Source organism: Eubacterium callanderi (assembly GCF_900142645.1).
Lineage (GTDB): Bacteria > Bacillota > Clostridia > Eubacteriales > Eubacteriaceae > Eubacterium > Eubacterium callanderi.
The window spans coordinates 20,657-38,970 of the sequence record NZ_FRBP01000009.1 but is presented as its reverse complement, the minus strand read 5'-3'; the positions used below and the strand labels follow the sequence as shown (position 1 = coordinate 38,970).

The following is an 18,314-nucleotide window of genomic DNA, read 5'->3' as shown; positions in this document are numbered from 1 at the left end:
CTTTTCCTCACTATGAAATAATATAAATCCCAAAGAAAATCAGGCTCATAAGAACCATCATCACGACTTCACTGGAAAACATAATGCTGATGGTGTCCTTGATGTCCTCATAGGCCAGGCTGCGCCCGGCATCGCCGATGGTTGGTTTTTCAAGGGTCTGTCCAAAATACAGGTTGGTTCCGCCCAGCTGAACGCCCAAAAGCCCGGCCACCACGGATTCCGGATGCCCCGAGTTTGGGCTTTTATGGTTTTTCCGGTCACGCGCGTAAATCCGCTGCCCCTCACTGACCCTATAGCCCAGAAACAGGCCCCCAATGAGCATAAACCAGCTTCCGATACGCGCGATGGCAAAGTTGGCGATATCGTCAATTTTGGCAGAAAAATAGCCAAAGTCCTTGTAGGGCTCCTGAACGTAGCCGACCATGGAATCCATGGTGTTGACGGCTTTGTACAGCATGGCCAGCAGCAGCGGGTTGACAACGGGTACAAAAACCCATAGGACAACACCGATAAACATGTAGAAAATTGGCGCGAGTACTCCGTCAATGGTGTTTTCCGCAGTGGTTTCCACTGTCGCGCGGACAATGCCGCCCTCCTGGAGCTCCTGAGTATCCCGCCCCACAAGGTAGCCGACCATGGTGCGGGCCTTTGGTAAATCCTTGCCCCGCAGTGCGTCATAGACCTTCATGACCTCCTCCTGCAGGCATTTCGCCGCGATGGTGGTGGATAAAAGGTAAAGGTTCACCACATAAAACAACACGATATTGAGCCGGTATGTGATATACTGCACTGCCAGGACAGCGGCGCCGGTAATCACGATTGTCAATATCCAGAGAATGAGACCCTTAAACTTTCTGGCCTTGCCCTTATTTAATTTTTTTGTTAAAAATCCAACCAGTTTTCCAATGTATACAATTGGATGGGGAATCCATGCCGGATCGCCGATCAGGCGATCCAGCACCACAGCTCCCACAATCAGACAAAACCAAATGCCAGCGCTCATTCCTAAAAGCATCTTATACTCCAATAATTTCCATTAATTTCTGCATGTCCAGATTATTTTCAACGGTTTCGGCCAGCAGATCGTATTGCTCTTCCTTAAAGGCTTTGAAATCGACCGCTTCGCTCTCTGCCGCGATGTTCTTTTTCTTTTTCAGGGTTTCAATCAGTTTTTCACGGAACGCATCATTGTCAAACACGCCGTGAAGGTAGGTCCCCATGACCGTACCGTCTGCGGATACCGCGCCGTCCGAGCGCCCGTCCTCCAGCGTTGAAAAGCTCTTGGTGTCGTCGATGGGCGTGGTTTCACCCATATGGATCTCGTAGCCGGTGATGGCGCTGCCGCTCAGCCCCATATTTAAGAAATCTGCGTTGATGTGTCCTGCCACCCGTGTGGTGGTTTTTTCTTCCTCCAGCACAGTGCGCATGTTTAACAGACCCAGCCCCTTGATAGAACCGACCGTGGACTCGACGCAGTGCGGGTCACAGATCTCACTGCCGAGAATCTGGTAACCGCCGCAAATACCGATTACCGGTACGCCGGCTGTATGCTTGGCCAGAATTTCTTCCTCCAGCCTGCTCTCCCGCAGCTTCACAATATCGTCAATGGTATTTTTGCTGCCGGGTATCACAATGAGATCGGGATCGGCACGGTGCAGCTCCCGCTGGTTCTCATAATATTCTACCTTAACATCGGGGTACATGTCAAAGACTGTGCAGTCGGTAAAGTTAGAAATATGACGCAGCCGTACCACACCGATGGTGATGACGCCCTCGCGCTGCTCGTCCCACCGCTCGGTCACGCTGTCCTCATCGTCAATAACAAGGCGCTGGTAGGGGATAACACCCAGACACGGAACGCCTACCTTTTCCTCAATCATCTCAATGCCTGGCTTCAGCAGCTCGACGTCGCCACGGAACTTATTGATGATAAAGCCCTTGATCCTTGCCTGTTCCTCTGGTTCAAGCAGCTTGATGGTACCGTAAATGGAGGCAAAGACCCCGCCGCGGTCAATATCGCCGATGAGGATAACTGGCGCGTCCACCATTTCTGCCAGCCCCATGTTCACAATATCGTTGTCACGAAGATTGATCTCCGCGGGGCTTCCCGCGCCTTCGATGGCGATGATGTCATGACTTTCTGCCAGCATATTGTAAGCGTCCATGACCACATCGGTCAGCTTTGCCTTATGGGCATGGTACTCGACCGCGTTCATGTTAAACTCAGCCTTTCCGTTCAGGATAACCTGGCAGCCCACGTCTGAGTTCGGCTTCAGAAGCACTGGATTCATCTCTACCTGCGGCTCAATTCTGGCGCATTCTGCCTGAACGACCTGAGCCCTTCCCATCTCTTTGCCATCAAGGGTTATATAAGAATTAAGCGCCATATTCTGAGATTTATAGGGCGCTACACGGTAACCTTTATTGTTCAGAATCCGGCATACTGCTGCGGTCAGCAGGCTTTTTCCCACGGATGAACCCGTCCCCTGAAACATGATATTTTTTGCCTTTTTCATTTTTTACTCCTAGCTTTAATTTTATGCGCACATTGATCTGCCTTTATTATTTATTTTCTGCCATCCAGCCGATTATTTCCTCCGCTGTATTGAATACGACCGGGTACTCAATCCTGGGGCGTTCGATAAAAATTACGCGCACGCCCATATCGGCCGCAGCACGCAGCTTCTCACTGACGCCGCCCACGTCGCCGCTGTCCTTTGTGACCAGAAAACGAATGTCGAACTGGCGGATGGTTTCCACGTTCATAGCGTAGCTGAAAGGCCCCTGCATGGCAATGATATTCTGCGGCTTGTAGCCAAGACGCTCACATTTTTCAAGCACCTTGCTCGTTGGCAGCACCCGCACGATCACGCGTTCCCTGGGCAGAGGATCGTAAAACTCCAGCTGCCGGCTTCCTGTTGTCAGCAGGACATTGCCCTCCTGTTCCAAAAGGTAACGCACTGCCGATTCATAATCCGGAAACCCCAGGGTCTGCTGCCCGTCATCCATCATCCGCGGCCTTTCCAGGCGCACATAGGCGGCCCCTGCTTTATTCGAGGCCTCGATGGCGTTGAGCGAAACTTCCTTCGCGTAGGGATGGGTGGCGTCCACACAGAGCTCAATGCGCTTTTCAGCCATCAGCCCGGCCAGTCCGTCTGTCTCAAGGGCTCCGGTATGGATTTCCAGACGCGCGTTTTCCGGAAGGCTTCCGGTATTATAAGCGGTTACGGAGGAATAAAGAACGGCGCAGCCCTGTCCGAGCAGCGCCTCTGTCAGCTTGCGGCTGTCATACGTTCCTCCGAGGACCAGAATCACAGCTGGTACCCCCGCGGTGTAATCATTTTTAGATGGTCTTCTGTAATATAGGTTTTTGAATTGCCGATCACCACCATGGAAAACATGTCGATTTCTTCATCGCACATTTTTTCAAGTGTGGTGATGACGTAGCTTTCATTGGCACGCTTGGCGTTTCTGACAATGCCGACCGGTGTTTCCGGCGCTTTATATTCCAGCAGAATCTTCTGGGCTTCCACGATGTTGTCCGGACGCCCCTTGCTCTTTGGATTGTAGAGTGTCACGATAAAATCGCCTTCGCCAGCACAGCGCAAACGCTTTTTAATCATTTCCCAGTCTGTCAGCAGGTCGCTGAGACTGATGACACAGTAGTCGTGCATGAGCGGCGCGCCCAGGGTGGACGCTGCCGCATTGGCGGCGGAAATACCAGGCACCACGACCACTTCCACGTCGCTTTTCTGCTTTTCAACGATTTCCAGCATAATGCCGGCCATACCGTACACGCCCGCGTCGCCGGAGCTTACCAGTGTAACGGTTTTTCCCTGCTCAGCCAGATCCAGGCAATCCTGGCAGCGGTCAATTTCCCTGCGCATTCCAGAGGAAAGCACTTCCTTGTCGCTGATTAAATCTTTGATCAAATCAATGTAGGTTTTATAGCCTACAATTACATCCGCATCCTTCAAGGAATTTTTAGCAGCTTCTGTCATATGTTCATACAGACCTGGCCCCAGACCTGTTACGTAAATTTTTTTACTCAATCTATTTCTCCCTTTAAATTAATAATCTATTCTTTTCAAAACTGTGAACTATCACTTATAAATTGAACAAGACTCTTTCTAACGCTTCAAAGTTGGCCAACGCCTGAGTTCTTTTTTCGTCTGATAAAAGGCAGAGCTTTGGCCCCTCGGCACTACCAGAGAAGCGCCGCCTTTTACCTAAGTGAAAAAAGACACACTGCGGGTTCGTTTTTAACAAAAGGCACAACCTCATACAGCTTTGTAATTCTCATCCACCGTTATGGTTGCACAAGTTACAATGTCCAACAACGCTTCAAAGTCGACCAACGCCTGGGTTCTTTTTTCATCTGGATAAAAGGCAGAGCTTCGGCAATATGCCGCTTCCCTAAATTCTTCTATTCTTTCATTTTCCAGACCGACAGGGTAATTCCCCCGCACTTCTGCTTCTCCAGCAAGCACTCGCCAAAGCCTGACGCCACATAGCCGCAGGGCTCGCTGACCGCGTAGAGACCTGTGGTTTTGAAAACAAAGTCCGAGCCTTCAAAACGGCTCTGTACCATTTTCACAAAATCATCCGGCACCACCTTAAGCTCTGCATCAAAGGTTTTGCAGGCCGCGTGGATGCCCCTCTCATCGGCTTTCAGGCCAATGGTGGCAAAGGCCTTGACGGACAGCGGATGGAGCGCAAGAGCGGCGAGCACCTGTCTCACCGCCTCCTCAATCCGCGCTGCCTCAGTATTCCTGCGGCAGCCGATACCGATCACGAATTTTTTCGGCACGATCTGAACAACAGGCCTCCCAGGCGGCCAGATAAACGGATCATCGGCTGAGACCACCACGCAGCCGCTGTAATCGCCGGAAAGGGCTCCCTTCTTTTCTGAAAAAACCAGATTCGGCGGCAGCACCAGCCCGGTGGTGTCACAGTTTTCCGCGTTGACAACAGCGACGGGTTCATCGTCCAGAATCAGGGCGGTTACATCCTTGGCCGCAGTGAAATCCGCAATGGTGCAGCCCAGCTTTTCAGCCAGCACATCCACTGCCATACTGCCCTTTACATCGGTTCCGGTAGTAATGACGTGCTGGGCGTCCATACGCTTTGCCAGATATACGGCGTTCTCATTGGCGTGTCCGAGATGACCGGATAAAAGGCTGATAACATACTTCCCGTCCGGGTCCATGACCAAAATGCCCGGATCCTTTGACTTATGGCCGAGATGGGGCGCAATGCTCCGAACCACAATACCTGTGGCCATGATGCATAAAACCGTATCATAATCGGCCATGAGCGTTTTGAAAAATTCACCGATTTTTCCGCGGATCATCTGTGTGCCGGGGGCAGCGTATTTCTCCAGGGTAAAGATGTCCGGCGCTTTTTCAGGAATGTGCTCTTTTACCTCAAGGGCTTTCTGGACACCTTGTCTGGAAACAGCCACAACGGCCCATCTCTCTGTGCGCTTCATACCTTATTTTGTCGCGGTGCGGTATTCGTGAGTAAAGGACGGATCATACAGCTTGGAAAGGCTGTACTTGTCGCCCAGGAAGTCCCCGACCAGAATCTGAGCGGTTTTTGTAATACCGGCTTCCTTTACCTTATCTGCAATGGTTTCAAGGGTTCCCAGAACAACCTTCTGGTCTTCCCAGGTTGCACGCTGGATAACGGCAATGGGTGTGGTGGGCTCGTACTGGGTCATCAGGCGTTCTGCCACTTCGTCAATCATCTGAACGGACAGGAAAATGGCCATGGAAGCGTGATGCGCTGCCAGCGATTCAAGTTTTTCCTTTTCCGGCACTGGGGTGCGGCCTTCCAGACGGGTACAGATAACGGTCTGTGAAACGTCCGGCAGGGTAAATTCTTTTTTAAGAACAGAGGCTGAGGCGGTAAAGGAGCTGACGCCCGGCACCACTTCAAAGGGAATATCCTCTTCCTCCAGACGGTCCATCTGTTCGCGGATCGCACCGTAAATCGCCGGATCGCCGGTATGGACACGGACAACTTTCTTACCCTCGTTAACACCCCTGGTGATCACTTCGATGACGTCGTCCAGTGTCATGGAGGCGCTGTTGTAGATTTCAGCGTCCGCCTTATGGCCTGCCAGCACTTCCTTGTTGACCAGAGAACCCGCGTAGATAATAATATCGGCTTCGCCAATCAGGCGCTTTCCCTTTAAGGTAATTAACTCCGGATCTCCAGGACCCGCCCCGATTAAGTATACTGTGTTTTTCATTTGTACTCCTAGCTTTTATTTGATGTATTTGTTAATTTTTTATCCGCAAAATGGAGAATGCAGAATTGAGAATTGAGAATTAAAGGTCCAAACTGGCTCTGCCAGTTTGATTATTAACAAAATCGCAACGCGATTTTGCTCTTGTCATTCTCCATTCTCCATTCTCAATTCTCCACTGAATTAAAGTAGTTCTTTAACGCTTGTGCCGTTCTTGGCGTGCTCTAAAAACATATCCTGAACGCCCTTAAACTGGCCGAGTCCCTTCAGAACACACTCCACTTCAAAGCCTTCGTTTTCGAGCAGTGTTTTCCATGAGTCTTCTTCGTCGCCGGCCATATCGTTGATGGCATGGTCACCGGCTACGATCATAAAAGGCGCCAGGTAAAGCTTATGGTACCCTTTTTCCTTAAGCTGCGGAATAATATCGTTCAGGCTCGGAAAACCCTCTACGGTTCCCATAAAGGCGTTTTTATAGCCTAAGTGCTTAAAGGTGTAATCCATGGCCGGATAAGTGGCATTGGCGTGATGCTCGCTGCCGTGTCCCATATAGAGCAGTGCTTCGCCCTCTTTCATTTCTGGCAGCTCACTGATGGCTGTTCTGGCCACCTGCTCATAATCGTCAATGGTTGTCAGAAGCGGCGCGCCGATGGTGAGCACATCAAAATCATTTTCAAATTTTTTGAGCTCGTTGATGGTCAAATCATATTCGTAGCCGTTGATGACGTGTGTTGTCTGGCAGACAACCTCGGTATAGCCTTCATTTTTCAGCTTTTCAAGGGCTTCGTGGGGAATGTCCACATATTCATTGTCACGCTCTCTGAGTTTCTTGATGATCATCCGCGAGGTAAAAGCGCGTCTGAAATCATAATCCGGAAAGCCTTTCTGCAAGTCTCTCTCGATGGCTCCGATGGTTTTTTCCCGGGTTTCACGATAAGATGTCCCGAAACTTATCACTAATAAAGCTTTTTTGGGCATTCTGCACTCCTTGTTCTTTTATTCTCTATGCAAGCGCCTTAAGCGCAGCCAGATTGTCGGCAATGGTCTTTTCAATATCGGCTTTGGTGTGGGCGGCTGAGACAAAAATCCCTTCAAATTGTGCCGGCGGCATCAGATTGCCGCGGTTCAGCATTTCGGCAAAATATTTTGCGTAGGTTTTTGTATCGCTGGTCATGACACTGCTAAAATCACAGATTTCCTGATCGGTAAAGAACAGGGCGCTCATTCCGCCAAAGCGCACCATCTTAGCCTTGACGCCGGTTTCCTTAATATTTTTCTTAAAACCGGCTTCCAGCTGTTTGGCGCAGTCTTCCAGATGGGTGTAAACCTCTGGGTGTTCCTTGAGATAGGTTAAGGTGTTGAGCCCCATTTTCATGGCGATGGGGTTTCCGGACAGGGTGCCTGCCTGGTAAACCGGGCCGAGCGGTGAGAGCTTTTCCATGATATCCCGCCGTCCGCCAAAGGCGCCTACTGGCATACCGCCGCCGATGATCTTGCCGAGCGTGGTAAGGTCCGGCTTAATGCCCAGCACCTCCTGTGCGCCGCCAAAAGCCAGCCTGAAACCTGTGATGACTTCGTCAAAAATCAGCAGGGTACCCTCATCCTCGGTCAGCTTTCTCAGGCCTTTCATGAAGGTGCTGTCCGGAGGCACAACACCCATGTTGCCCGCAACCGGCTCGACGATGACGCAGGCGATCTCTCCCTTGTTTTCATCAAAAAGCTTTTTAACAGAATCCAGGTCATTGTAGGCTGCCACCAGAGTGTCCTTGGCCGTACCAGCAGTAACACCAGGGCTTGTAGGTACGCCGTAGGTCAGGGTGCCGGAGCCGGATTTTACCAGCAGAGAATCGCTGTGTCCGTGGTAGCAGCCTTCAAATTTGATGAATTTCTCACGCCCGGTATAGCCTCTGGCCAGACGGATGGCGCTCATGGTAGCCTCGGTGCCGGAGTTGACCATGCGCACCATATCCATAGAGGGGTAGGCGTCAATGATCATTTCCGCCACGCGGATCTCAATTTCCGTTGGAGCGCCGTAGGTGTTGCCCTTTCTCAGCGCTTCATCGATGCCGTCGTAATAAGCATCCGCAGCATGGCCGAGAATCAGCGGCCCCCAGGAGCAGATATAGTCCGTGTATTCATTTCCATCCGCGTCGTAGATCTTTGAGCCCTTTCCGTGGTCGATAAAGATCGGCGGCATCCCCACTGACTGAAATGCGCGGACGGGGCTGTTGACCCCGCCGGGAATAACACGGTTCGCTTCTTCAAAAAGTGCAGTCGACTTTGTATGCTTCATTTTATTCTGTCCTTTACTGATATTTTTCAATCAACGCTTTTAAATCTTTTGCGAAATAGGTAATAATAATTTTGGCTCCCGCGCGTTTGATGCACAGCATGCTCTCATAAATGGCCTTTTCATCTAAGAGGCCGGCGTCCACCGCATTCCGGATCATGGCGTATTCGCCGCTGACCTGGTAGGCTGCCATTGGCAGATAAGACAATTCCTTGGCCTTTGCAATGATATCCAAATAAGGCATTGCAGGTTTTACCATGACGATGTCTGCGCCCTCCTCAATATCCAGCACGACTTCCTTCAGCGCTTCCTCGCTGTTAGCCGGGTCCATCTGATAGCTTCTGCGGTCGCCAAAGGCCGGAGCGGAATTTGCCGCGTCGCGGAACGGTCCGTAGAAGGTAGAAGCAAATTTGGCAGAATAGCCCATAATCGGAATGCTTTCAAAGCCTGCGTCGTCCAGTGCTTTACGCATGGATTCGATATGGCCGTCCATCATGTCTGAGGGCGCTACCATATCCGCGCCGGCTTTCGCATGGCTCACGGTTACCTTACACAGGGTTTCCAGCGATTTGTCACGCTTGATATCGCCGTTATCGTGGAAAAAGCAGCAGTGTCCGTCGCTCTTGTATTCGCAGAGGCAGACATCCGTGATGACGTACATTTCCGGGTCTTTTTCCTTGACAATGCGGATGGCCTTCTGGATAATGCCGTCGTCCACAAAGGCTGGTGTCGCTTCCGCGTCCTTTTCATCCGGCACGCCGAACAGGATAATGTAACGGATACCCAGCGCCTTCAGCTCATCCAGTTCCTTTGGCAGCATATCGAGCGACAGGTGGTACTGTCTCTTCATGGACGGGATTTCACGCTTAATATTTTCCCCGTCAACCACAAACAACGGGTAAACCACATCGCGCATGGATAATTCTGTTTCGCGGATCAGATCACGAACCGCTGCGTTTTTTCTCAATCGGGTTGGTAACATAATAATCAACTTCCTCTCTTTATTTTTCCATATTCAGAATCGCTTCAATCATTCCGGCAATGGTGTAAACCTCTGCCTGGACATCGACCGTTAAACCCAGCTCTTTCATTTTGTCTGAGGTTACAGGTCCAATCGAAACGCATTTTGCATTTTTAGTATCATCCACATTTTCACTGCCAATTTTTTCCACAAAATACTGTACCGTTGTGGAGCTTGTAAAGGTGATGTAGTCAATCTCTTTATTCTTTAACATCTCCGCCACATCGACGTCGGTGTTGTCCTCGCGGACTGTTTCGTAAATCTGGTATTCATCCACCGGGCAAACCTTGCGGAGCTCCTCAACCACGTAAATCCGGGCGTTTTTGGAGCGCGGGATCAGTACCCGCGACGTTTCTGTCAAAAGCGGCATCAAACCGTCAACCAGCTCTTCGCCGACATATTTTTTCGGCACAAAATCCGCGGTGATCCCCTGCTCGGCAAGCAGCGCCGCTGTTGCGGAGCCAATGGCTGTCACATGGATGCTCCCGAGGGCTCTGGTATCTCTGCCCGAGGCCTTCAGCGCGTCGAAGAAAATTTCAACGCCGTTGGTGCTGGTAAAAATAATGTGGCTGTACCTGTCAAGAGATCCAAAGTTCTCGGCCAGCGCGTCGACATTCTCCGGAATCGGCTCGATTTTGATGGTCGGGTACTCAATAGCATTGCCGCCGAGCTCGGCGATCTGCGCTACCATTTTAGAGCTCTGTTCTCTGGAACGGGTTACCACGATATTTTTTCCAAAAAGGGGCTTGCTGTCAAAGAAGCGCAGCTTCTCACGCTTGGTCACCACATCGCCGACTACGATCAGGCTTGGCGCTGTGATCCTGGCTTCTGTGGCAATGCCGTAGATGGTTTCCAGTGTGCCTTCCACCACTCGCTGATAAGGGGTGGAAGCGCGGTGCACCACAGCCGCCGGCGTATTTTTATCCATCCCGTTTTTCATCAGCTCTCCGGTGATTTTTTCAAGATTTTTGACGCCCATCAAAAACACAATGGTCCCTTTGGATTTGGCCAGTACTGGCCAGTCCAGCTCAGACTCCTCAGATTTCAGATGGCCGGTAACCACCTGGAAGGAAGAGACACAGTCTCTGTGGGTAATGGGAATGCCCGCGTAAGCCAGACCGCCGATAACCGAGGTAATCCCCGGAATCACCTCAAAGGGAACCCCGGCGTCGTAGAGCTCCTCGCCTTCCTCTCCTCCGCGTCCGAAAACATAGGGGTCGCCGCCCTTAAGGCGGACAACATTTTTTCCTTCCCTGCCCAGCCTGATCAGCAGGGCGTTGATTTCATCCTGGGGCAGCGCGTGGTTGGCGGCTCTTTTGCCCACGTATATTTTTTCACACTCGGGTTTTGTCCATTTCAGGAATTCCTCATTGACCAGCGCATCATAAACCAACGCGTCACAGGTCTTTAATTTTTCCATGGCCTTGACGGTGATCAGTCCCTTATCACCGCAGCCGCCGCCAGCGAGATAGACGGTGCCCGGTTTGATTTTTGCTTCTACCATTTCTTTCAGTTCCTTTGCCAGACGGTCTCCCATTTTTGCTTCCTCGCCCATGGCTCCCTCTGTCTGTCCTTTGTATAGAATTGTGCCGTCTTCGTTGCCGAAAAGTCCGTAAAGGGTCAGTTTTTCACCCTCCACATTGCAGTATGCCCCGATAGGAATATGACAGCTGCCATTTAGACTGATCAAAAACTGGCGTTCCGCTGTCATCTGCGCCTTGGTAACCGGGTTGCTGACAGATTCCATGAGTGCCTTGACGGTTTCGTTATCCTCACGGATTTCCACTGCCAGAATCCCCTGGGCTGGGGCCGATACAAACTGGCATGGATCAAGGGGAAGGCAGGTATAATCCCCGCTCTCATAAACACCGATGCGTTTAAGTCCCGCCGCCGCCAGAATAATGCCATCCAGTCCCTGCTCTTTCATTTTCCGGATACGGGTATCAATATTTCCGCGGATTCCCACCACTTCAAAATCCTTTCGGATATTTTTCAGCTGATAAATCCGGCGTTTGCTCCCGGTACCGATGACTGCATTTTCGGGCAGCTCCTGGATGGCGCTGATTTTATGCGGTGTCAGCAGCACATCTCTCGGGTCTTCCCGCATGGGCGGCACCGAAAGTGTGAGCCCATCGGGCAGCGCAGAGGGCATATCCTTCATGCTGTGAACCGCCATATCGATTTCACCGCTTAAGAGGGCATCCTCCAGCTCTTTGGTAAAAATACCCTTATCCCCAATTTTATCAAGGGCTTTGTGCTGTATCTTATCGCCCTTTGTCTTGATGATTTTGAGTTCAAAATCGACCTCCGGGTTTGCTTTTCTTAACTCCTCAAGAAGCCAGTTGGTCTGGACCACTGCCAGCTTACTGCCTCTTGAGCCTACAATTATTTTCATATTTTCTCCACTTCTCTCTGCAATTCTTCAATGGTTAACGCTGTCAGCCCCTTGAGCTGTCTTTTTTTTTCATCCGGTGAGGTTTCCGTTTTCAAAATATGCAGCCTCAGCTGCTTAAGCAGCCTGAGACGCTCTGCATAGCTTTCATCATATTTTTCTTCCAGCTCCCTTTTTATCTGGGTGGTCAGCGTTGGACTGGCCCCATCGGTACAGACCGAGATCGTCAAATCCCCGCGCTTTACCACTGAGGGAAAAATAAAGTCCGAATGCTCGGGGTCGTCTGAAACGTTGCACCAGATACCGCGTATTTTACAGTTTTCAAGAATCCGGGCATTCAGCTCACGCTGGTCTGTCGCCGCCACGACAAGATCCATGCCGTCAAGGGCTGTCTCGATCCGGCAGTATGCTTTGACATAACGGATGTTCTCAACCGGCTTTTCCGGAACCTCCATGTTTTTATCCACGCAGGTCACAGAACACCCATACCCGGCTAGGGTTTCCGCGCGCCGCATTCCTACCTTCCCGCCGCCGATTACAAGGGCCCTTTTCCCGGTAAAGTTGAGCAGAATCGGCCCTTTCATTGGGCCGCCTCCGCATTGCCACCTGAAAATAAAAAAGCCAGTGTTTTCTCAAAGCGCAGAATATCGTCCTCGCTGTCCAGTGTTTTTAGCTGCCTGATGGACGGCATTACCATTTCACGGAATTTTGAATGGACGATTTTTTCAAGAAATTCCTTGTCCTTCCCCTCAAACTGATAGCGCTTGTTGAGAATCTCAATGGTTTCGTCCGCCAGCTGTCCGGAAACCTGGTTAAAATGTGCCACCATGTTGTCTACCTTGGATTTGGTAATCCAGACCATGAGGCCATCGATTTCCTCTTCGATCTCAAGGGCGATCTTTTCTGCCACCCGCTCACGGTAGTGCATTTTTTCATCAATAATGTCTTTAAAATTGTCAATGGTCAGCAGCTCAACCTGATCCATCTCCGAGATGGCTTCCTCAATATCCCTTGGCAGCGCCAGGTCAATGACCATGAGCGGCTTTTTGCGCTCGGGCATGAGCTCCCGTTTTAAGATCACGTGGGGTGAGGCTGTCGCCGAGATAATTACATCGATATCCCCAATGGCTTCATAGCGGTCCTCGTAGCGGATCATGTTAACACCCTCATAAATATCACGGTATTCATCCCCCGGATGATAGGTACGGTTGGTCATATAAACGCTGTTAAAGCCCTCTGCCGCCATATAACGCAGTGCCAGAAGCCCCATTTTTCCAGAACCGATGATCAGCACCTTTTTATCCGCATAGTCCTCATAACTTCTTTTAACGTGCTTAACCGCTGTCGAGCTCAGGGAAAGCGGGGTCTCGGAGATTTTATAAACGGTTTTAACCTTCTTGGCAAAGGTGACGGCTTCTCTGAAAGCCTTGGTTAAGTATTTTCCGCAGCCGTGAACAGACTGGGATAATTCAAGGGCATCCTTTACCTGGCCCAAGATCTGGTCCTCACCCAGGATCATTGAATCCAGCCCGGTCACTACCCGGTAAAGGTGAAGGATGGCTTCTCTGCCCTTTTCACAGAACAGATAATTTTCGAGATCGCCGGATTTCTCCTCGATGTAAAAATTTCTCAGCGCCTGGTCCGCTGCTTCAACGTCGCGGGTCGCCACATAAATTTCGCTTCGATTACAGGTAGAAAGAATGATCACCTCTTCGATACACGCCTCTTCCAGAAGGCTTGCAATACCCTCTTTTACGGTCCGCTTGATAAAAGCACCCTTTTCCCTGATTTCCAGAGGTGTGTCTTTATGATTGATTCCCACTACAACTAATTTCATTTCAATCCTTCTCCTTCAATCAAACATTCATTAAAAACAAATAAAAACCTCTTCATTACGTCTCCGTAAAAAAGAGGTTTGTCAACAGAATTATTTATCCACGCTGTCTATTGCGGATACTACAATTAAATTAACGTTACTAAGTTCCCTTTTCCCTGGAGGTAATTATTAGCACTCTGTCCAGTAGGTTTCCTGACTCATCGCATTATATTCTCCTTGCCTTCCCGGTTTTCATTCCAGTGGCATCATAAGGAGACTTAACGAATTACAGTGACCGGATCGCTCTGGATTTTCACCAGATTCCCTTTATCCTTTGTTTTTACCAGGGCAAAAACGAAAGAATCCAAAACAGATTTTACATTAGTCTTTCCTATTTAATTTTCGTTTCCAATTATATCACCAATCCGACTCAGGCGCTACCCCTTTTTATGGGAAATAAGCAGTTTTTTGCCGATTCCACCGAATATTTTACATATTTTCTGTAATCGGATTACAGGCAATAAAAAACCGGTCTCTTTTCCTGAGTCCGGTCATTTTATACATCCACGCTAGTTTTCTGTTTCATGGCTCATTAAAAAGAGCATCATCATTCTTTCTGCGTATTCCTTTTTTTCATCGGGGCAATGCTCCAGAATATCAAGCAGTGCAGTGTTTTTTTCTTTTTCATCCAGGCTTTTGCCAAACAGGATGCTGTCTGAAGACATTTTTAACGCTTCACAGAAACGTTCAAGACTCTTTAGCGAAAAGCCTTTGGTTCCCAGCTCGATGTCCGTTAAAAAAGTCTGTGTAATCCCTATTTTTCGCGCCAAATCCTCACGGCTCATGTTTAAAAAAGTTCTACGCTGCCGGATGCGCTGGCCAATTGCCTTTTGATCTAACCTTGATTCCATTGTCTTCTCCTAAATTTCAGGGAAAACCAAATAAAAAAACTGTGCAGGATAAAACCAACCATGCACAGTTATATGACACTTTTATAAAATGCTAACACAAATAAGCCCACTTATTTATAGGGTGTCCTCTTGTTTTTAGCACAAAAATAGCCTATAATAAGTAATGCGGTACGTGCCCCCCAGGGCCGTTGTGTATGGTGGTTGTGCACCTGCGCAAGCCGGATAAGTGTGCCAGCACTTTCCGGATGCCGCAATTTCTATTTAGTTTTCCCAATATATATACTTTATTATAAATCGAATCTCCTGTCAAAGCAATCTCTTTATTTAAAAACTTTTTATCTGCAATTGAAGTTATCATTTTAATTCAACCAATTATATCCTTTTTATTTGTTTTCTTATTTTTACCCGAATTTGCAATGTAAAAAACCCATTTTAAAATATTTTCAAATTTCTGTTACCTTAAAAATATTTTTCATGTGTTTAATTCTCTTCAAAATGGGTACACCTCATTCAGAGGAACACACATCTAATTCCGATATGGTAAAGGCTGACCGAAAAAGAATTTCTTTATAATTTTTTCTCAATTTAGATGTAAGTTTTAGCAAATGATGTTATACTGTTAAAATACCCCCAAAAGGAGATTGTATTTTGAAAAAAGAAATTCCATTGTATCTATTTATTTGCAGAAAGATTGAGGATGATATTTACAACGGCAAATTAAAACTGGGTGACGCCCTGCCATCTGAACCAAAAATCAGCAAACAAATGGGTGCCAGTCGTAATTCCGTTCGAAAAGCCCTGCGTCTGCTGCAGGACAACAATCTTATTTTCTGCTCCCACGGTAAAAATGCTCAGGTAATCTTTGACAGCCGCCTGCCGGAACACCGTGAGGCTTATGAAAAGCGCTTTGAAAACCGGCGTCACGGCATCAGTGATACATACCGGATGCTCTCTATTCTTTTACCCAGCACCATCACATACGGCGCTTCCAAATGCAGCCGTGAAGATTTCATGACCCTATACGAAATGACCGACAGCCTGGATTCTTCCAACCCGATCGAAATGTTTGCCTTCCACTGCCGCTTTATCCGGAATATCCTGAGAAGAACAGAGAACCCCTTTGTCATCGAGCTTTTTGAACAGATCTGCGATTTTGTCCGGATCGATTCCATTCACAGCAATATTACCGGCCATACGCTCCATGAAGACCTCTCAGAGGAAGCGATCAAGGGATGGTATAAGGAACTGCTGGATCATGCCGCCAAGCAGAATTTCAAACATTTTCATCACTTACTGCTTCAGGGGCTTAATGAAATCAGCCAGCGCTTTGATGCGGCCTATATGGTGAACGCACCGGCGGCGCCTTCCGAAGCTGAAAGTTTTAATTGGTTTATTGACAATGCCCCGACACCGCTCTACCTGAGAATTGCCAGTGATATTATGTGGGAGAGCGAGAAATCCGGCAACGTGGCCGGCGATTTTCTTCCTTCCGAGTCCGAACTGCGCAGAGTTTACGGCGTTTCACCGGTAACCGTCCGAAAAGCCCTGTCTATTCTGAATTCCCTCGGCCTGACCAGAACCTTTAATGGAAAGGGTACTCAAATCGTTTTTGAACGTTCCCATTCCCCGGAAGTCCTCGGACAGCTGGATGAATATCTGAGCAGTCTCCAGATTCTGCGTTATTCATGCAAAGCCATCGCTTTTGACGCTTTTAAATCCATGAGCGAAACGGACAAAAAACATATCCTTGAGCTTCTGGAAAGCAAGCGTTACAGCCGCGGTATCACCACAGCCTTAACCGATATTCTGATCTCATCAATCCAGTCCCCGGCCATGCAGAACATTTATGAGCATCTGAAAATCAAACTGGCCTATGGCGTCATCCTTAAAACCTTTGTCAGCAATGATGATTATGACCGTGTTGACCGCCTTCTGTACGGCGATATGGACAAGCTCACAAAAGCTGTCACAAACAATGACACTGCCCTGCTTGGAAAAATCATTGAAAACACTTACAGGCAGACCTACGAGTACTCAGAGCAAAAATTAAAGCTTCTCTACTCAGAGCAAACTGAAGAAATTAAAGAAAAGACCCTCTGATCCCCAAAAATGAAACCGCTTTAATAAAATCTGCAAATGATTAACCCGGGTTTTCGTACTGGAAAAATTGGTATGGGTCTTGAGACTTTTTTGCACTTAATATATAATTTAAACAGTTAGTTAAACTCAAAATTTTAGGAGGATCATTCTATTATGTTAGTATCAGCAAAAGAAATGCTTAATAAAGCAAAAGCAGGCCATTATGGTGTGGGACAGTTCAACATCAATAATCTTGAATGGACCAAAGCGGTTCTTCAGACGGCCAATGAACAGAGATCACCTGTTATCTTAGGGGTTTCTGAAGGTGCTGGAAAATATATGTGCGGCTACAAAACAGTCACCAATATGGTTAACGGAATGCTGGACGAATTAAATATCTCTGTTCCGGTTGCCCTTCATTTAGACCACGGCAGCTACGAAGGCGCAAAAGCCTGTATCGCAGCTGGCTTCTCATCCATCATGTTTGATGGTTCTCATCTGCCTTTTGATGAAAACATCGAAAAAACAAAGGAACTGGTTGAAATCTGCCGCGGCAAGGGCTTATCCCTGGAAGCAGAAGTAGGCGCCATCGGCGGTGAAGAAGACGGCGTTGTCGGAACTGGCGAATTCGCCGATCCTGAAGAATGTAAAAAGATTGCTGATTTGGGCGTCACCATGTTAGCTGCCGGAATCGGTAATATCCACGGAAAATATCCTGAAAACTGGCAGGGCTTAAACTTCGACGTTTTAGCTAAAATTCAGGAAAAAACCGGCGATATGCCCCTTGTTCTCCACGGTGGCACCGGTATTCCGGATGAAATGGTCAGAAAAGCCATTGATTTAGGCGTAGCAAAAATTAATGTAAACACTGAATGCCAGCTTGTATTTGCCGAAGCGACCAGAAAATACATTGAAGCCGGCAAAGACCTTGAAGGCAAGGGTTTTGATCCTCGTAAATTACTGGCACCTGGCACACAGGCCATCAAAGATATTGTAAAAGTAAAAATGGATCTTTTCGGTTCCACCGGAAAGGCAGACGCTTAAACAGCGCAAAAAAAGTCCGGGACGTAACTTTTCGTTACGCCCCGGTTTTTTATTTCCTTTGATTTAGAGCTCTTCGAGGTCTTCCTGAGTCAGCAGCTTCACACCGCTTCTGGAAAGCGCTTCAATGGCTTTTTCATTGTCTTCAACCCTCAAGATCATATAGGCCAGATCCTTTTTGCGGGTAATAAAGGCATAGGTGTATTCCAGGTTGATATTGCTGTCGCCCAGAATCTTCAAAATATTTTTCAGCGCTCCCGGTTCATCGGGCACAGCCGCTGCCAGCACTGGCGTCAGCTTAAAGATGTAACCAGCCTCCTTGAGGACTGTCGACGCTTTATAAGAATCATCCACAATGACGCGGACAATGCCAAAATCCTTGGTTTCGGCAAGGGAGAGGGCGCGCATGTCAATATCGTTTTCTGACAGCACATCCACAAAGTTCGACAACTGGCCAGCTTTGTTTTCCACAAATACGGAAATCTGTTTAATAGTCATCTTTCACACCTCA

General features: G+C 48.6%; 16 protein-coding genes and 1 riboswitch. Of the genes, 2 read left to right on the top strand and 14 right to left on the bottom strand.

What is annotated here, in order from left to right; genetic code table 11:
• Nucleotides 1-10 precede the first annotated feature (10 nt).
• The 13 genes from cbiB to BUC22_RS13085 all read right to left on the bottom strand — a co-directional run bounded on the left by cbiB (nucleotide 11) and on the right by BUC22_RS13085 (nucleotide 14,683).
• Complete coding sequence (gene cbiB, locus BUC22_RS13145) at nucleotides 11-1,015, bottom strand: adenosylcobinamide-phosphate synthase CbiB (RefSeq protein ID WP_013379117.1); 1,005 nt, start codon at nucleotides 1,013-1,015, stop codon at nucleotides 11-13.
• Between the two features lies 1 nt (nucleotide 1,016).
• Nucleotides 1,017-2,516, bottom strand: coding sequence for a cobyric acid synthase (locus BUC22_RS13140; RefSeq protein WP_013379116.1), 1,500 nt, complete (start codon nucleotides 2,514-2,516; stop codon nucleotides 1,017-1,019).
• Nucleotides 2,517-2,562: 46 nt separating this feature from the next.
• Nucleotides 2,563-3,315, bottom strand: coding sequence for a precorrin-6A reductase (gene cobK / locus BUC22_RS13135; protein WP_013379115.1), 753 nt, complete (start codon nucleotides 3,313-3,315; stop codon nucleotides 2,563-2,565).
• Nucleotides 3,312-4,052: a precorrin-3B C(17)-methyltransferase gene (gene cobJ, locus BUC22_RS13130; protein ID WP_013379114.1), complete on the bottom strand. Its 741-nt coding sequence runs from the start codon at nucleotides 4,050-4,052 to the stop codon at nucleotides 3,312-3,314. The genes cobK and cobJ overlap by 4 nt, the downstream gene beginning before the upstream one ends.
• Before the next feature lie 374 nt (nucleotides 4,053-4,426).
• On the bottom strand, nucleotides 4,427-5,491 hold the full coding sequence (locus BUC22_RS13125) for a cobalt-precorrin 5A hydrolase (protein WP_041689819.1): 1,065 nt from the start codon (nucleotides 5,489-5,491) through the stop codon (nucleotides 4,427-4,429).
• Between the two features lie 3 nt (nucleotides 5,492-5,494).
• A complete protein-coding gene (gene cobM / locus BUC22_RS13120) occupies nucleotides 5,495-6,256 on the bottom strand; it encodes a precorrin-4 C(11)-methyltransferase (protein WP_073383083.1) in 762 nt (253 codons plus the stop codon).
• A 180-nt stretch (nucleotides 6,257-6,436) separates the two neighbouring features.
• Nucleotides 6,437-7,231, bottom strand: a complete 795-nt coding sequence (locus BUC22_RS13115) for a sirohydrochlorin cobaltochelatase (protein ID WP_013379110.1) — start codon at nucleotides 7,229-7,231, stop codon at nucleotides 6,437-6,439.
• Nucleotides 7,232-7,256: 25 nt separating this feature from the next.
• Nucleotides 7,257-8,546, bottom strand: a complete 1,290-nt coding sequence (gene hemL / locus BUC22_RS13110) for a glutamate-1-semialdehyde 2,1-aminomutase (RefSeq protein ID WP_013379109.1) — start codon at nucleotides 8,544-8,546, stop codon at nucleotides 7,257-7,259.
• A gap of 13 nt (nucleotides 8,547-8,559) precedes the next feature.
• Nucleotides 8,560-9,525, bottom strand: coding sequence for a porphobilinogen synthase (gene hemB / locus BUC22_RS13105; protein WP_013379108.1), 966 nt, complete (start codon nucleotides 9,523-9,525; stop codon nucleotides 8,560-8,562).
• Between the two features lie 19 nt (nucleotides 9,526-9,544).
• Nucleotides 9,545-11,959, bottom strand: coding sequence for a hydroxymethylbilane synthase (hemC, locus tag BUC22_RS13100; RefSeq protein ID WP_013379107.1), 2,415 nt, complete (start codon nucleotides 11,957-11,959; stop codon nucleotides 9,545-9,547).
• Nucleotides 11,956-12,540 carry a precorrin-2 dehydrogenase/sirohydrochlorin ferrochelatase family protein gene (locus BUC22_RS13095; protein WP_013379106.1) on the bottom strand — a complete coding sequence of 195 codons (585 nt, stop codon included), beginning with the start codon at nucleotides 12,538-12,540 and terminating at the stop codon, nucleotides 11,956-11,958. The genes hemC and BUC22_RS13095 overlap by 4 nt, the downstream gene beginning before the upstream one ends.
• Entirely contained in the window at nucleotides 12,537-13,793 is a 1,257-nt protein-coding gene (gene hemA / locus BUC22_RS13090; RefSeq protein WP_013379105.1) for a glutamyl-tRNA reductase, read from the bottom strand. The genes BUC22_RS13095 and hemA overlap by 4 nt, the downstream gene beginning before the upstream one ends.
• Nucleotides 13,794-13,959: 166 nt before the next feature.
• Nucleotides 13,960-14,156, bottom strand: a riboswitch (cobalamin riboswitch).
• Nucleotides 14,157-14,341: 185 nt separating this feature from the next.
• Nucleotides 14,342-14,683 (bottom strand): helix-turn-helix domain-containing protein, encoded by a 342-nt coding sequence (locus BUC22_RS13085; protein WP_013379103.1) that lies wholly within the window; start codon nucleotides 14,681-14,683, stop codon nucleotides 14,342-14,344.
• 648 nt (nucleotides 14,684-15,331) lie between these two features.
• Between BUC22_RS13085 and BUC22_RS13080 the strand changes: the two genes are divergently transcribed.
• Both BUC22_RS13080 and fba read left to right on the top strand, forming a co-directional pair.
• Nucleotides 15,332-16,783 carry a GntR family transcriptional regulator gene (locus tag BUC22_RS13080; protein WP_013379101.1) on the top strand — a complete coding sequence of 484 codons (1,452 nt, stop codon included), beginning with the start codon at nucleotides 15,332-15,334 and terminating at the stop codon, nucleotides 16,781-16,783.
• A gap of 153 nt (nucleotides 16,784-16,936) precedes the next feature.
• Nucleotides 16,937-17,806 (top strand): class II fructose-1,6-bisphosphate aldolase, encoded by an 870-nt coding sequence (gene fba / locus BUC22_RS13075; RefSeq protein ID WP_013379100.1) that lies wholly within the window; start codon nucleotides 16,937-16,939, stop codon nucleotides 17,804-17,806.
• 63 nt (nucleotides 17,807-17,869) lie between these two features.
• Here the strand turns inward: fba and BUC22_RS13070 are convergent, their stop codons facing one another.
• Complete coding sequence (locus tag BUC22_RS13070) at nucleotides 17,870-18,301, bottom strand: acetolactate synthase (protein WP_013379099.1); 432 nt, start codon at nucleotides 18,299-18,301, stop codon at nucleotides 17,870-17,872.
• Nucleotides 18,302-18,314 lie beyond the last annotated feature (13 nt).